5 protein-coding genes are annotated in these 16,861 nt (G+C 43.6%); 2 read left to right on the forward strand and 3 right to left on the reverse strand.

What is annotated here, in order from left to right; all coding sequences use genetic code 11:
• Nucleotides 1-31: 31 nt before the first annotated feature.
• On the reverse strand, nucleotides 32-2,602 hold the full coding sequence (locus ACSX1A_RS12390; protein ID WP_439879957.1) for a M14 family metallopeptidase: 2,571 nt from the start codon (nucleotides 2,600-2,602) through the stop codon (nucleotides 32-34).
• A 500-nt stretch (nucleotides 2,603-3,102) separates the two neighbouring features.
• Between ACSX1A_RS12390 and ACSX1A_RS12395 the strand changes: the two genes are divergently transcribed.
• Entirely contained in the window at nucleotides 3,103-3,795 is a 693-nt protein-coding gene (locus tag ACSX1A_RS12395) for a TIGR02117 family protein (RefSeq protein WP_439879958.1), read from the forward strand.
• Nucleotides 3,796-3,801: 6 nt separating this feature from the next.
• On the opposite strand, the gene ACSX1A_RS12400 is transcribed toward ACSX1A_RS12395, so the two are convergent.
• A complete protein-coding gene (locus ACSX1A_RS12400) occupies nucleotides 3,802-4,755 on the reverse strand; it encodes an NAD(P)-dependent alcohol dehydrogenase (protein ID WP_439879959.1) in 954 nt (317 codons plus the stop codon).
• Nucleotides 4,756-5,006: 251 nt separating this feature from the next.
• A complete protein-coding gene (locus ACSX1A_RS12405; RefSeq protein WP_439879960.1) occupies nucleotides 5,007-13,535 on the reverse strand; it encodes a PKD-like domain-containing protein in 8,529 nt (2,842 codons plus the stop codon).
• A 733-nt stretch (nucleotides 13,536-14,268) separates the two neighbouring features.
• On the opposite strand from ACSX1A_RS12405, the gene ACSX1A_RS12410 reads away from it, so the two are divergent.
• Nucleotides 14,269-16,845: a M14 family metallopeptidase gene (locus ACSX1A_RS12410; protein WP_439879961.1), complete on the forward strand. Its 2,577-nt coding sequence runs from the start codon at nucleotides 14,269-14,271 to the stop codon at nucleotides 16,843-16,845.
• The last annotated feature ends 16 nt before the right edge of the window (nucleotides 16,846-16,861 follow it).

The following is a 16,861-nucleotide window of genomic DNA, read 5'->3' on the forward strand; positions in this document are numbered from 1 at the left end:
GTGACTGCAGGACTTTTTAACTATTAACATGTTACTGGCCTACCACAAAAACAGCGTTTCCGAACATAAGCTTCCCTCCTTGCCAGAAGCCCCGGAACAGGGGGTTATCAGCCAGGTATACGACCTGACCTCGTCCCATGTCCTGCGTTCCTAATATCAAGGCATCCTGCAACTGCTTTTTAATGTCCGCACCAACAAAACCAGTTGCGTAATTATCTTTCTTTAGTACCCCTACATTCCATCCGTCTTTCATAAAGCTGAACGTATCTGCAGAGCGCACCAATGCAAAGTATGAGTCGCCATAGCCAAAAGCCAAAGGGTGCGTTTTATCCAGGTCTACTCTGAAAACACTACCTTGTACTTCCTCTTGCAACGCTTCCCGTTCACGATTGCCGTAAGTTCGCAGGTTCTCATAGGCATTTTCCTGCTTCTTCTCCTTCTTCTCCTGGTCGCCCTCCTCATCTTCCGTTTTTTTCTTCAGGCTAAAGTCTTTTTTATCGGCAAGGTAGGATGCTGCACTTTCCATGGCGATAAGCTTACCACCGGCGCGCACCCAGTTCTTCACCTGCTCCAATGTCTTTTCGTCAAGCACCTTGCCATAAGATCCGGCCGGCAGAATTAATACATCAAACTCATGCAGTGGCACATTGCTAAAATAAGAAGTGTTCAGCACTGTTATTGGGTAACCGATCTGCTGTTCAAAGTAGTGCCATACTTCCCCAAACCCATAAGGCGAAATGCCTTCACCGGACATAACCGCTACTTTTGGTTTTTTGAGGTAACGCACGCTTCCAGATCCAAAATCGGCGCCACTGCTTACAAACCCTGTACCGGTAGCACTTAGATTTACATCATACTTTGTAGCCAGGTCTCGCACGGCAGCATCCAGCTTATCCCCTAGTCGCTCGTTTCCGGTACGGGTAATAATTAAGGTGCCCGGTTCATACTTTTGCCCCTCTGTTTCAAAGGTCTTATCGGCCATCCGCACTTTTACATCCTGCTTCATCAGTTCTGTCAGGAACTTAAGATCCTGAACGCTGTTCCAGCGGGCCAGGTAGGCATAAGGTTTAGCAATGCTGATACCGGAAGCTTTACCAGGCGCGTTTACATTCGTAGTCGCTGAGTTCACTTCCATTTTATCTTTTAGTGCAAAAGCTTGCACACCGTACGCATAAGGCAATGCCCAGGAGGTAATGTCATAGGTCAGCGAATCCTCTAAGTTCGCATTTGGCTCAAAAAGAACTTTAACCAGGGTTGACTTTGGCTGGTACATACTTACCACCAGGTCATTCTGATCAAATTTAACACGTTCGGTTTTACCAGTGCTATAGTTAAAGCCTTTAGCTGAGGTATTTTTACCTATATATCCGTATTGTATACCTTGATCATCCAGGTAATTGGTAAGCGCTTTCACATTTCCTCTGCTCCTTTCATCACTTCTGATAACGAAAGCTTTATAGTTACCTCCCGGATACTTTTGGCTGTTATCGTGGTACTTTGCAAACTCCTGCTTCAGCTGATCGGCCCTCTCTGATGTTGCCTGTATGGTTGCTTTACTGGCCGCAACATGATGCGCTATTCTATCAACCAGAGTCAGCGTGTCACCGTCCTCCTTTTTGTAAGCCAGACCAGCACGTCCGGAACCGCCTTGCTCATAGGTCATGCCAATTGCGCCGTTAAAGGTTGGCCATGTATCACCATAGCTTGGGTAGAAAAGGTCGAAGTTCTCACGGGTAAAATAAAGCCAGTTATTCTTATCAAAGTACTGGCGATTATAATCCCCGATCGTGTTCTGGAACTGCCGCTGCCATGGAGTTATACTTTCATGGAACGGTTTTGCCGCTGGTGAAAAGTAATACGGTGATTCCGGTCCCATTTCATGGAAGTCGGCGTGCACCTGTGGCAGCCACTTATTATACTTGGCCAGTCGCTGCTTCGATTCTATCTGCGTCTGCCATGCCCAGTCACGGTTCAGGTCGAAATAATAGTGATTTGGTCTGCCTCCTGGCCACGGCTCCCAGTGTTCCCATGCGAACGGGGAAGGATTGCCCCCCTGGTTTGAAGCCTGCTTGTACCACTGCACATAACGTTCACGTCCATCCGGGTTTACCGTTGGGTCAAGTATAACAACTGTATTTTGCAACCACTGCTTCGTTTGCGCGTTGTCCGGATTTACCAGGTCGTATAGTACCTGCATTACTGCCTCGGCACTCACTGACTCATTTCCGTGAATATTATAGCTAAGCCAAACAATAGCCGGCTGCTCTCCCTGCACCTGGCCGCTGATCACATTAGCCTGCTTCAGGTTATTTTCGCGTATCTGCTCCAGCCTCGGCAGGTTTTTGTCAGAGGCTACATATGCCAGCATCAGAGGTCTGCCTTCATAAGTGCGGCCATACTCCTCTACTTTCATGCGGTTTGGCTGCTGCGCTGCCAGGTAGGTAACATAATCTACAATGCGGGCATGCGTCGTAAACTGTTTACCTAACTGGTACCCCAGAAACTCTTCCGGAGACAGCAGCTTTTTTTGTTGAGCGTACGTCACCTGTACACTCAGTAGAAAGAGTATAAAAGCGGTAAAACGCTTTAGGTTATTTCTCATATTAATTCTGCTAAAGTTTTTGAGAGATTGCGGGAAAAATGAAATTACAAATTGCGTAATTATGCTGGTTTTTACAAACCTGTACGCTTTTAACCGATGCTATCTTTTTAATATTTTCAAGGTTTGAAAACCTGCCTCTAACTATTATTTTTTTAACCTTGGTATCATTAAAAGAATAATTTTCGCTACTTTTGCATCCGCGTTTCTAACATATCAATGTTTATACTTTGAATTTAAGTGCCTGACATGTTTTCAGAGGCACCAACAAAAAAATGTTAAACGCCAAGCCGCTCTGAACTATAAAATAAACACAACTTAATGTACCGGTATACTCCTGCTTAAAGCAAGAGCAAAAATTATTTTTCTGGTATATGATGTTCGGTCAGAGATGGAATTAATAAACAGAAACTAAATTAACTAAACTTACATTCAGACCCGGGGCTTTGCCCCGGGTTTTGTTTTTTCAGCATACCCATCCTCCCAAATACGTAGTTAATATAATGCTACAGTGGACACTAAAACTTCTGACTTCCCTGGTATGGGCTCTTTGTACAATCGTAGGCTTAACAGTGGTTTTCTTTGTGGCAGGTTTTCTATTAAGCAGCATACCGGTAAACAGCAGCTTTGCACAGTCAGCTGACGAGAACGCCATAGAAATATTTGTTACTTCTAATGGCGTTCACACCGACCTGGTAATTCCTGTAGTAACTCCTTATATAGATTGGCGTAGCAAGATCCCGCTTCACCATTTTGAAAATGTAGACAGTACCTATGCTTATGTGTCGTTTGGCTGGGGTGACAGGCGCTTTTATATGCAAACACCCGAATGGAGCGATATAACCCCGGAAGTAGCCATTACTGCTGCTCTTTGGCCTACGCGCACTGCCATGCATGTAGAATATATACAATCAGCACTGGCCTCCACCAGAAGGCAAATTCCTGTTCGTATTTCACCTGAGCAATACCAGAAGCTGATCAAATACATTGATTCGTCGTTCCAGGAAAATGAGGGGAATTATATGCATATCCAGGACTCAGGCTATACTTTTAAAGACACCTTTTATGAAGCCCGTGGTAAGTTTTGTATCCTTAAAAACTGTAATAGTTGGGTAAATAGTGGCCTGAAATCTATGGGTGTTAAAGCTGCCCTGTGGGCACCATTCCCATATGCCATTATGAGGCACCTCCGGTAAAGAGAATCACTCGCCATCTATCATGAGTATGATCTTGCCTGCCGCATGTCCTGCCTCGCTGTATTTTTGCGCCTCGGCAGCCTTTTTTAAAGGAAAAATCTTATCAATAACAGGTTTTACCTGTTCCGCTTCTATCCAATGCTTAATTAGTTTAAGATCTTCACCTCTGTCTTTCGTAATAATTGTCTTTAACTTCTTATCTGAGAACACTGACAGCATAAAACCCAAGGCAATGTCTTTGGGGTCTGGTACTGTGGTAACATAGCGCCCGTGGTGTTTAAGGCAGTCTTTGCTGTCAAGGTATGTTGTTTTAGCCACCGCATCGAATATCAGATCATACTTTTGCTTGTGCTGCATAAAATCTTCTTCTGTATAATCGATGACATTATCAGCTCCCAGGCTCTTTACAAGCTGTACGTGGTCCGTACTGCACACACCTGTTATTTCAGCTGCGCCTAATACTTTTGCGATCTGGATGGCAAAAATCCCAACACCACTTGATGCTCCATTTATCAGCACCTTTTCCCCAGCTTTAAGCTCCCCTTTATCCCGAAGAGCCTGCAATGCAGTTAAAGCAGTTAAAGGTACGGCAGCAGCTTGCTTGTATGTTAGGTTATCAGGTATCGGCACTGTTACTTTTTCTGATATTGCGGCATACTCTGCATAAGCCCCACCCACTGTATCACTGATCATTCCGAATACTCTATCGCCGGGCAAAAAGCTTTCAACATCTCGGCCTATTTCTGCCACCACCCCTGCAATATCAACCCCGGGAATCCGAGGGAACGTTAACCCTGTTACAGGCATCATTTTACCTTCCCTGGCCTTCCAGTCAACGGGATTAACACTTGCTGCATGCACCCTTACCAGTACCTGGTCATGTTTAAGTACCGGCTTAGGCAACTCGCCATACTGCAGCACATCTACAGAACCGTATTTATTGTAAAACACTGCCCTCATACGCTATACTTTAAAATCAACTCTTAATAGTACGCATCTAAAGTAGCAGTGTTGAAACTGCAGCCAGCAATAAAAATGGTCAATACAGCTGCTGGGTCATAGTGCATAGTTAAGGCAACTAACACTGAAATTTAATTACTATAGGATAATATGTTTGTTTGTACTGAGAAGTCAATTATCCTGTTAAAATAAAAGCAAAAAAACCGGACGAAACGCCCGGTTTTTTCAGCTTTAAACCCTAATTAGTTCATTTATTGTTTTAATAACTTAAAGTGATTTGTTACACTTCCCATTCTTGTAGTTATGAAGTATACTCCTCGTGGCAATGTCATATCCAGTAAAATTTGCTCTGTATTCAAGCCTTTCTCAACCTGAACAGTCGTCTTAATTATCTGCCTGCCAACTGCATTGCTGAATACAATTTCTACTTCACCGTCCTGTTCAGCTTCAATACTCAAATTCACCTCATTCAGGAACGGGTTTGGATATACCTTGATGTTGTCACTAACACTTCCAAACTCCACCACCTTCGGACCAAAGTATTCAAATGTGCCACTTGCATCCAGTTGTTTCAGCCTATAATAGCGTGTACCATGTTTTCCGTTCTCAATGTCTTTATATTCGTACAGCTGCTTCATACTGGAGTTGCCATTCCTGGTTGGCACAAATGTAATTTTCCGGAAGTTATCCCCATCATTCGATACCTGTACTTCAAAACCAGTATTATCTTTTTCCATCGCTGTAGCCCACTTCAGTACCACATCGCTGCCCTGCTTTTCAGCAGTGAGGTAAATGATTTCTACCGGCAGAGGAACCACTTCTTCGTTATTCAACTCAAGATCTGGCACACATCTGCCAAGTGAAGATGTTATCAGGCATTTCACATATAATTCAGGATCTGTATTGTCGATCACAATGGTATTGGTTGATGTAACTAAAGTAGGCTCTGTTGCGCCTGCTCCGATGTACCATGAATATACCAGGTCAGATTTGTCTGCATAATCTGAAAGTGCTACTATTTCCCACTGCGTCTTGTTGTTGATCCATGTAATTTGCAGCTCACCGTTTACCACTGGCACATCGGTAACAGTAACAGTGGTTTGACCTACACTGCTGTTTCCGCAGGTTGTAGAAGTATTTGTAGCCGACACGGTGTAAGTTCCTTCTTTATAAGTACCCGGGAAAGCTTTTGTAGTACCATCACCAGCTAAAGTTGCTAAAACTGTTCCGCCCTGCATTAAGCTATATGTAATACCTGATTCAGAATTCTCAACGGAGATCGTAGCACCATTTGGTTCATCTATCGGGCAGTAAGGCCCACCAAGTATAGTTTTAGCTACAGGAAGCGGATTGACAACCAGTGGCACTTCAAAAGAATTTAATGGCAAGTTACAAGCCGTAGCAGTTGAGTTACTTACCACTACATAATAGTTACCGGCATCACCGGCCTCCACATTTGTAATTGTTAACGTGCTACTTGTCGCAGTTGACTGTATTGTAAACCTACCACCGTTAGTAACAGGCACCCCACCAGCTTTAAACCAGGAGAACTGCAGATCAGTACCCGTTGCATTAACGGTATATGTAGCAGTACCGCCCAAACAAACAGTTTGCCCGGCAGAAGGCAGATTTGTTGTTATGGTGGCAGGTTGGTCAATTGTGAGGGTTGCCCCCTGCGATGTTAAATTACCACAAGCAGTTGTACCTATTATTTGAACACTGTAAGTACCCTCATCAACCTTAACAGGAGACTCAATAACATAAGTACTTGAAGTAGCTCCAGAAATTGGTTGCCCATTCTTAAGCCACTGATAAGTAATTCCAGACCCAGCGGCTGTAATACTAAAAACTGTTCTTGTGCCTTCACATATTCTCACAGGTACTGGTTGAACAGATATAGATGGAGGAGTATTTACAGTAATTGACCCTAGTGCTAAAGATTGTGTGGTTACACATCCGTTTGACACGACTACACTTACCGGATAAGTAACATCGGGTGTGAAGCTACCGTCAGCAGTTATTATTAGTTGATTAGTATTTGTTGTATAGGTTCTTGCATTAGCACCTGAGCCCACTGTCCAGGTATAAGTAACTTGCGCAGTACCAGTTGGGCTAACAGGTGCAGTAAACGTAACCGTGCTGCCTATACACACCACAGGGTTCTGGAGAGTTGGAGTTGTAGGGATAATATCATTCACCCGCATAACGATTGGAGTGGTTGTTGCATTGCCATTGCATTTTCCACTTGCACCCGTAGTTGCCACATCAGATGTAAAATCTATAAATATTTGATCATTATCTATCAACTTAGCTGGAGACACTCCCTGTTGTGCTAAAGCTGCTTCAATTTCAGCGCTAGTAAGGCCTAGAGTATTGGTACCCTGGACAGTCTTTATAGTATATACATTACTTCCTCTTCTCAACTTCCAAATCATTGTCAGGTTCGCAATGTCCCACATAAATCCTGCATCTAAGTTAGCTGTAAATGTTGTCGGATCACCTGGGCATAATGGATTTTTTGAGACGGAGACTGCGATATTGTAACTATCAAGTACCGCTCCGTAGGCTCTATATGACAATTTTTTATTAAATGTTACTCCACAAAGTGAACCGGAAACATATGACGCATAATATTCAAGTGATGATAAACCAGCATTCGAAAAATCTACTTGCTTGTTACCAATACTATTATCTTGATTTTTAGTCCATTCATAGGTAAACTGATTTGCTGGAATAAGCTCCCCGCCGGTTACAATAGGCTGAAAGTATCTAAATGACATTCTTTTTGCTATCTCCGATGTTCCGGCAGGATATGGATAATTCGGATTCCAGACAGGTAATTCATTTTGTCCAACTGGAGAACCATCTGCTCTAACGGGATCACCATTTGCATCAACCAAATATGGATATATAACCGTTGCATCTCTATAAACACTAACCCTGTGTGTTACATTATCGCCTTGGCAAAATGGCTTAATGTTTGAAAACACTACAACATTATATTTAGACTTTTTAATTTTTATAGTCTTAGTTGCGGTGTTTTGACATCCATTACTGGTAATTGTGTAAGATATAATCACATTTAATTCTGTTGCCCCAGCAGGTGCTGTAGCAAAAGCATCACAAGGATTAAATGTGTTACCTGAATTCGTTTTCCTTCCAGGCCAAGACCACGTTCCACCTGTAGGTGATCCAGTTAATGTAATACTGCTTTGACCAGAATAAACTACTTGCCCATCCGATACTCCTGAGATAGAAACAGCAGGTACTGTTTTAACAGATAATGTGCCAGAGCCATTCGCACTGCTACAGGTTTTACTATCTGTAATTACAACACTATAATTACCAGCCACACTAGCTGTAAAGCTTGACACATTTCCTGGATTCGTAGCTCCTGCTGGCACTGTCCAGCTGTAGTTAGAGTAAGGAGATGTCCCCCCAGATGGTGTTGCTGTAATTGTAGCAGTCCCCCCAGGACAAACTGATGCACTGCTTACCGTCACAGTTGGTTTAGGATTTATTTTTATTGTGAATGACATTGGAGTTCCGGTACATCCATTCGCAGAAGGAGTCACAGTTACTGTTGTAGTTAAAGCAGTAGTTCCGGAATTTTTAGTAGTATAGCCTGCAATGTTACCCATTCCGCCAGTACCGAAGCCAACATCCACTGTAGATGTCCAGGTGTAGGCAGTTCCGCTGACACTACTACCGAAACTAATACCTGCCACAGCTATTCCACTACAATACTCAAAACTTGATACTGCATTAACTGCAGGAATAGGATTTACTGTAACAGCAAAAGGCTGACTAGCTTTGTCAGTACATCCGTCTGAGTTTACTAAACGCCGGTAATATACCTTACCAACCGTTGCTGTGGATGGTATATATTCAGCGCCTGTAGCTCCTGCAATATCTGCCCAGGGGCCAGAGGAAGAAGTGCTTTGTTGCCATCGGTATGTTGGGGCGACTGTAGTGCTTCCGCCTTCAAAAGTACCTGTCAGAGCTGTTGCCGTAGCACCTAAGCAGTAAACCGATGTACCAGAGATGGTGTGATTTGCCACTGCAGGTGTTACAGTTATTTTCACCACGTTAGATACAGTCTCACAACTCCCAGAAGTTGCTCTCCTCCTGTACCACGTAGTTTGCTTTAATGAGCCAGGGCTATGGTTTTGTAGCCAATCATAACCTGTTAGGCTAAACCCCTCTGTCGCAGATGTTGTACTGTATTCCCAATGGTATGTAATATTTCCATTGCCACCTGTGGCAACAGATCCTGTCAACTGACCAGGATAAGTATCGTAGCAAACAGAGAAGTCGCTAGTTAAAATCTCATTGTTTTCTATAACAGGTGTTACTTCAACTTTCACTACAGCTGAATAACTTGTACAGGCACCGGACTCAACTTTTCTTCTGAACAAGGTGGTTTGTGTCAAATTACCTGGCACATAAGTTTGCGCTGTAGCTCCACCTATTGCTGTAAAAGAAGTTCCATCAGTACTGCTTTCCCAGGTATAAGTATAAGCACCGTCGCCACCAGTTGCTGGGTTAGCAATTAACTCCGGCACTGCATCACCAGAGCAGGTTCTAACAGTTGCTGTTGATATTGTATTTCCGATGGGAGGAGTTACTGTTATCTTAACAGTATTGCTATACTCTGAGCAGTTACCTGAACTAATCTTCCTTCTGTACCAGGTATCAACAGTTAGATTACCAGGTGTATACTCCTGACTTGTAGCACCTATTGCAGCAAAAGTTACTCCATCTGTACTACGCTCCCATTGATAAGTATATGAACCACTACCGCCAGTTGGTGTTCCTGTTAGTGTTGCCGGAGCACCACCTGAACAGATTGTCTGATTGGCTGTTACATCGTAGTTGGTGATAGGTTTTGTCACTATAATTTTCACATTACCACTAGGAGTTTCACATGCTCCCGAAAATGCTATCCTTCTGAAAATAGTGGTAGCTGTTAGAATACCGGGAGCATAATCCTGCGCCGTGGCCCCATTAATTGCTGTGAAGGTATCACCACTATCTGTACTTTGCTCCCATTGATAAGTGTAAGTACCGTTACCACCACTTGGTAACCTGGCAGTTAAAGTAGGTGCTGTTTGACCAGTACATATTGTTTTATCGGTTATAGTTAATGTATTATTAGTAATTACAGGCGTTACTGTGATCTTTATCGGATCTGAGTAAACTTCACAGTTTCCGGAGGTTACTAACCTTCTAAACCACGTTGTTTTTGTAAGTGCTACAGGTTCATAACTAACACCATTGTTTGTGCCTGTTGCTGCTGTAAAACCAGAAGAGGAAGACGATGTACTGCTCTCCCACAAGTAGGTATATGAACCGGTACCTTCCCCACCAGTGGCTGCGTTACCCGTAATTTCGGTCGGCACTTCTCCAGAACAAATTTCCAGATCCCCAGAGGAAAGCGTATTAAAAAGTTCCGGCGTAACAGTTACTTCTATTGGGTCTGATGTCCTTATACAAGTTTCACCATCAACTTTAGCCTCAATGGTAACACTGTAATTCCCAGAAGCTGTAGCATAAAACTTAGCAGTGTTTGCTCCACTAATCGGTCCGTTGTCGTCATTCCACTGATAAAGATAGTTCGAGTTTTCTACTGCCTGTAAGAGTAGTGTTTCACCTTCACAAAGTTCAGTTGAGCCAGAGTAAGTTATGTTTGCAACATTTGCATCTAACTGTACAACTTTTACCTGCATTGGAGCCGAAGTAGTTGTACAGCCCAGTGCATTTTTTACCCGAAGAACATAGTTATAAGTACCAGGATTAGTCACTGTTAAATTTTGAGCAGTACTCACAGCCGATGCCCCTCCGTTCAAGAACCACTCATAAGTCAGTCCATTTCCAGCCGGTGCGTTAAGTGTAACAGAGTTGCCCCCATCCTGGCAAAAGCTTGTTGGGCCTGTAGGAGTTATTACAGCAGATGGTTGTGGGTTAACTGTTACAATATAATTCTCTGTAGGACCAGTACAACCATTAGCTGATGTGGTAATTTCATAGGTTACATTGACCGGACTGGTTGTAGTATTTATTAGTGTCTCATTTATATTGCCATTACCATTGGCTGCAGAGTTACTGATACCTGCCACCACAGCACGTTTCCAGGAAAAAATAGCTCCTGGCGTCTGACTCCAAGGAAAATAAGAGAATAGCTGACCACTACACACTGTTGTAGCTAAAGTGCCAGTAAGTTTAGGACTGGGATTCACCGTTACCGAAACGCTTTGCACAGTACCTGAGCACCCGTTTGCGGTGGTTGTGGTAAACAAGTATATTACAGTTATAGGTTTGTCCGAAGTGTTATTCAGTGTTTCACTAATATCTCCAGATCCATTTGCTGGCAAGTTGCCAAAAGCGTCCCCGTGCCGTGTCCAAGAGAAGGTCACACCTGCTGTCGCACTGGAAGGCTTGTAGGAGAAGGCACTTCCATTACACACTGCCCCAGGTGAAAGCGTGCTGGTTAACACCGGACTTGGATTCACCGTCACTTTTACATCCTGCGTGTTGCTGCAACCGTCGGCAGTCATAGTAATACTATATGTCACTACCACCGGGTTAACTGTGGAGTTTGTTAAGGTTTCACTGATAGCTGCGGTACTTCCGCTTGCCGTAGTGGGACTGATGCCCGTCACGCTGGCCCTGCTCCAGCTGAAGCTCACGCCCACTGTCGTACTTGTAGCTGTATAATCAAAGGTCGTGCCGCTGCAGATAGTGGCTGTCAAAGGGCTGCTTAGTGTCGGACTCGGATTAACTGTCACCACTACTGTCTCGCTATTGCTGCAGCCATTGGAGGTCATTGTCACGTTGTAAGTCACCACCACCGGATTGGAAGTAATATTCACTATTGTTTCACTGATGCTTGCAGAGTTGCCGTTATTGGCAGTGTTACTCACACCTGTAACCGCTGATCTGCTCCAGCTGAAAGTGGCTCCAGCAGTCGCGCTCGTGGCTGTGTAGTTGAAAGCGCTGCCGCTGCAGATAGTGGCAGAAGTAGCGCTGCTTAGTGCCGGGATCGGGTTAACTCTGACCGTTACATTCTGAGGAGGGCCATCACAGTTGTTTGCTGAAGCTGTAATTACATAAGTGACATCAATCGGATTATCGGTCGTATTTATAAGTGTTTCATTTATAGTAGCGGAATTCCCAGTTCCAGCTGTAGAACCACTTATACCTGCTACTGCCGTCCTGCTCCAACTAAAAGTAACTCCAGAGGTCTCACTTGTAGCTGTATAAACAAAGGTCGCGCCACTGCAGATTGCAGCAGGTGTTAAGTCACTACTCAGCACTGGCAGCGGATTAACCGTCACCTCTACATCCTGCGTGTTGCTGCAGCCGTTGGCACTCATCGTGACGCTGTAGCTCACTACCACCGGGTTGACTGTAGAGTTTGTTAAGGTTTCATTGATAGTGGCAGAGTTTCCGCTTGCGGTAGCGGGGCTGATGCCGGTTACTGCCGACCTGCTCCAGGAGAAGCTCACGCCCGCTGTCGTGCTTGTAGCTGTATAGTTGAAGCTCGTGCCACTGCAGACAGTAGCTGTCACAGTGCTGCTCAGTTCTGGGGTAGGATTTACTGTTACTGTTACTGGCTTAACTACAGAACATCCAGTAGATGGGTTTGTACCTTTGATGTAGTAAGTTCCACTAGTTGACACCGAAGATGGACTTGGAAGCGCATCTGTGGCTGATATGTCACGCCAATAAGTAAAAATAAGGCCTGAAGTGCTGCCCACCGTGATTGTATTTGCTGTCAAATTTATAGTACCTGGAGAGCAAACTGCCGTAGGATCTGTGATTACAAGTGATGGAAGCGGATTTATCGTTACTGTTACTGGCTTTATTACATAACAACCAGTAGTTGAGTTAGTCCCTTTAATATAATAAGTACCGCTAGAAGTGACGGCTGAAGGAGCTGAAAGCGGGGTAGTGGCCCCTGCATTAGCCCAGTAGCTGAAGGTAAGCCCCGAAGTGCTTCCCGCTGTGATTGCATTCGCTGTCAAGTCTACAGTGCCCGGAGAGCAAACCGCTACTGGGTTGGTAATTTGGAGTGTTGGTAATGCAACAACAACATCTATAAATTTTACTCCTGTTGGATAGTCACATTGATTGAATGCTCTTACACCTATTCTTACAGAACCAGCAGTACTACCAAAGTTAACTGTAGCGGTTGCAGCACTTCCACCAGATGCAATTGTTGCATTACCCGAAATTATAGACCACTCATAGGTCTTTGCACCTGGTACATCAATACTATAGTTGTTTGTTGAACTAGCGCAAACTGAGGTAGGTCCATTTGGTGTTCCAATAATTAATTTTGGATAAACTTCAAATGAAAATGAAACAGGAGCAAAAAAACCACTACCTGTGTTATCTCTATTAGCAACTTGAATAGTATAAGTTCCTGCTGTATTAAATGCAGAAGCCGCTAACACAATATTGTTTATCTCACTGGCAGAATAAGCTTCTAAAATCGAATTGTATTTCGGAACTCCAGTATTATCCAGTATAGTTACCTTTACATTACCCTGACCTTTATTGCTTCCTTTATCTTGAATACCGGTACTAAAGTTTGAACCATTTATAGTAAGTGTTACACCTTCTCCAACTGATGTACAAGTAGGACTAACAGAAGTTATAGTCTGCGCCCCCGCCACATGCGCTATCAGTAAGAGCAGGAACAATAAGATAATTCCTACAAAATAGTGCCTGGTATCACCAGCATCATCAATGAATTGTGTAAATTTTCTCTTCATAATCAGGGGTTAAAGGCTTGGGCTAATCAGATTGGGGTCAGGTTTTATATAAAATAAATAAAATATATTAATTTTATTATATTTTACGGCACTAATGAACATTCAGTATTAAAAATGAAATTTTATACAGCCAATAGCTGCCTAAAATCACACTATACATGCATTGGATATAAATTATCCAATCTTAAGACGACAATATTTTTATGGTTTAAATCTTTCTAATGCAGCGGGTTACATAATAATATACAAATACACTATGCAAGGCCGAGTAAATATATTACATCCTATATATATTGTTTATTTTTAATATTTCATTGAACTAGTAGTAGATATTTACAGCAAAAACTATATTTTGTTACATAGTTACATGTAAGTATTTAGGTAGTTTGTACATTCTTAAATGCAAGAAACCGAAGAAGACGGGGAAAAGACCAATAGCTGCACCTTATAGCCTCAATTAACTAATTCAAATTGCACTTTAATCGGTAGTGTTTTTTTCTGTTCTTTCTAAATAGAATATATGAAAAGACAATACCTCCTTTTTGAAAACTTAACCCACAGCGCTGTATTAGAGTCAGCGACACTGGTTTAACAACCACTGTAAAATGACACTGGCCGCACAGCACATTAAATCAGGGTAATAACCGAGATATAGCTTTAAATAAATTTTAATTACTATTTTTAAAGAATGCTCAGTAACGCTCAACTTTTATAACCCTTTTTAAAAAGCAAAATGAATAAATTATATATGTTCGTTATCGCAGCAGCTATGGGATTGGCCCAGGCTGCAACTGCGCAGCAAACAGATCTATCTTATTATTTACCAAAAGAAGTACAGTATAATAAAAGCATTCCCACTCCTAATGAGCTTTTAGGTTACAACATCGGGGAATGGCACGTGAGCCACGACCAACTTGCCATGTACATGCGCATCATGGCCGAAGCCTCTGACCGGATGACGATCACGGAATATGGCCGCACCCATGAAAATCGTCCGCTATACTTGCTTACTATCACTTCTCCTGAAAATCAGAAGAATATTGAGGCTATCAAGGCAACTCATAAGAAGCTAACCAATCCTTCGGAGTCTGGCAGTGTGAACATAAAAGATATGCCTGCTGTGGTGTGGATGGGGTATAGTGTGCATGGAAACGAACCTAGTGGAAGCAATGCAGCTTTGCTGGCCGTGTATCACCTGGCAGCAGCACAGGGGCCGGAAATTGAGAAGCTACTCCAGGAAACAGTTATACTTCTGGATCCTTCTATAAACCCTGATGGGTTGAATCGTTTTGCCAGCTGGGTAAATACTCATCGCAGCAAGAATTTAGTAACAGACAGCAACAGCGCTGAATTTGATGAAGTATGGCCACGAGGCCGCACCAACCATTACTGGTTCGACCTGAACCGTGACTGGCTACCACTACAGCACCCGGAGTCCAAAGGACGCCTGGCGAAGTTCCACGAGTGGAAGCCAAACGTTCTCACAGATCACCATGAAATGGGCACCAATGCTACATTCTTCTTTCAACCGGGCATCCCGAGCCGTAATAACCCGCTAACGCCTGAGAACAACTTTAAGCTGACCCAGAAAATGGGCGGATACCATGCTAAGGCGCTGGACAAGATTGGCTCTTTTTACTACACAGAAGAAAGCTACGACGACTTCTACTATGGCAAAGGCTCTACCTACCCGGACGTGAATGGATCTGTGGGTATTCTGTTTGAGCAGGCCAGTTCCAGGGGCCATTCACAGGAAAGTATAAATGGCGTACTTTCTTTCCCTTTTACCATCCGCAATCAGTTTACCACCACGCTGTCTACGTTGCAGGCATCGCAGGCAATGCGGGAAGAGTTGCTCACACACCAGCGCGATTTTTACAAAAATGCATTAAATGAATCTAAAAATGCTCCGGTTAAAGCTTATGTGTTCGGTTCCGAATTAGATAAAGCCAAAGCTTACCACCTCGCGGAAATTATTAAACAGCACCAGATAGACATTTATCGTCCGAAGGCCTCTTTTAAGATTAACAATACTACTTATACTCCTGACAATGCTTATATCATTCCAACAGACCAACCGCAGTACCGACTGATTGAGGCCATGTTTGAAAAACGCACCACCTTTCAGGACAGCCTTTTCTATGATATCTCTGCCTGGACCTTCCCCCTCGCCTTTGACCTGGACTATGCTGCTTTGTCTTCAAAAAACTTCAAAGGCAGTCAGTTAGGGCAGAAAGTGGAGCAGCTTACTTTTCCTACAGGTGAAGTGGTAGGTGGCAAAAGTGACTATGCCTATGTGTTTGAATGGCATGGCTATTATGCTCCCCGCGCACTGAACACCCTAATGGAACGAGGCATTGTAACACGCGTAGCAACCGACAAATTTACTACCGTACAGGGCAAGCAGTTTGATTATGGCACTATACTTATTCCGGTAGCAGGCCAGCCAATAAGTTCTGAGGAGCTGCACAAGGTATTACAGGAAGTAGCTATTAAGAACGGTATTCCTGTTTATGCCATGAACACTGGTTTAATGACACAAGGTATCAAGTTGGGCAGCCCGATGATGCTTAGCCTGGAGCAACCGAAGATCATCCTCCTGATGGGGGATGGCGTTAACAGCAATGATGCCGGCGAAGTATGGCACCTGCTTGACAATCGCTTTGACATGAAACCAACGTTGGTAAAAACGAACGACTTTAACAGGATCGGCCTGAACAAATACAACGTGATCATCCTGGCGGATGGCAACTACAACAGTATCTCTAAAGAAAAACTACGTAGCTGGGTATTACAGGGTGGTACGGTAGTAGGTATGGGAGAAGCTGCCAAATGGCTGGCAGACAATGGCATTGGCAACATTACTTTCAAAACTGAAGAAAAAGATACCCTTGCCCGTAAACCATATGCAGAAATGAATAATACAACTGGAGCACAGGTTATAGGAGGCGCTATTTTCGAGACCACACTAGACCTGACTCACCCGCTGGCCTATGGTTATACTGATGCTCAAATGCCGATCTTCCGTAGTAACACATTGTTTATGGAACGCTCTAAGAGTCCGTACGCCAATCCGGTAATGTATACTTCAAATCCGTTAATGGCTGGATACATCTCAAAACCTAACCTACAGAAGTTAAAAAGTTCTGCCGCTGTAGATGTTTCAGCGGTTGGAGCTGGCAAGGTGATAGCCATGCCCGACAATCCTAACTTTCGAGCCTTCTGGTATGGCACCAACAAATTATTCCTGAACAGCATCTTCTTTGGCCAGATCATTAACGGCAGCTCAGCCCGAGCAGAAGAAGAGTAAAACTCGTGCAATTTTT

Origin of the sequence: Pontibacter sp. MBLB2868 (assembly GCF_051904785.1) — a bacterium.
In the GTDB taxonomy this organism is placed as follows: Bacteria; Bacteroidota; Bacteroidia; order Cytophagales; family Hymenobacteraceae; genus Pontibacter.

What these genes read in the sequence shown, in the direction of transcription:
- ACSX1A_RS12410 (WP_439879961.1), top strand. Translation starts at nt 14,269, where the DNA reads ATGAATAAATTATATATGTTCGTTATCGCAGCAGCTATGGGATTGGCC.
- ACSX1A_RS12395 (WP_439879958.1), top strand. Translation starts at nt 3,103, where the DNA reads ATGCTACAGTGGACACTAAAACTTCTGACTTCCCTGGTATGGGCTCTT.
- ACSX1A_RS12405 (WP_439879960.1), bottom strand. Translation starts at nt 13,535, where the DNA reads ATGAAGAGAAAATTTACACAATTCATTGATGATGCTGGTGATACCAGG.
- ACSX1A_RS12400 (WP_439879959.1), bottom strand. Translation starts at nt 4,755, where the DNA reads ATGAGGGCAGTGTTTTACAATAAATACGGTTCTGTAGATGTGCTGCAG.
- ACSX1A_RS12390 (WP_439879957.1), bottom strand. Translation starts at nt 2,602, where the DNA reads ATGAGAAATAACCTAAAGCGTTTTACCGCTTTTATACTCTTTCTACTG.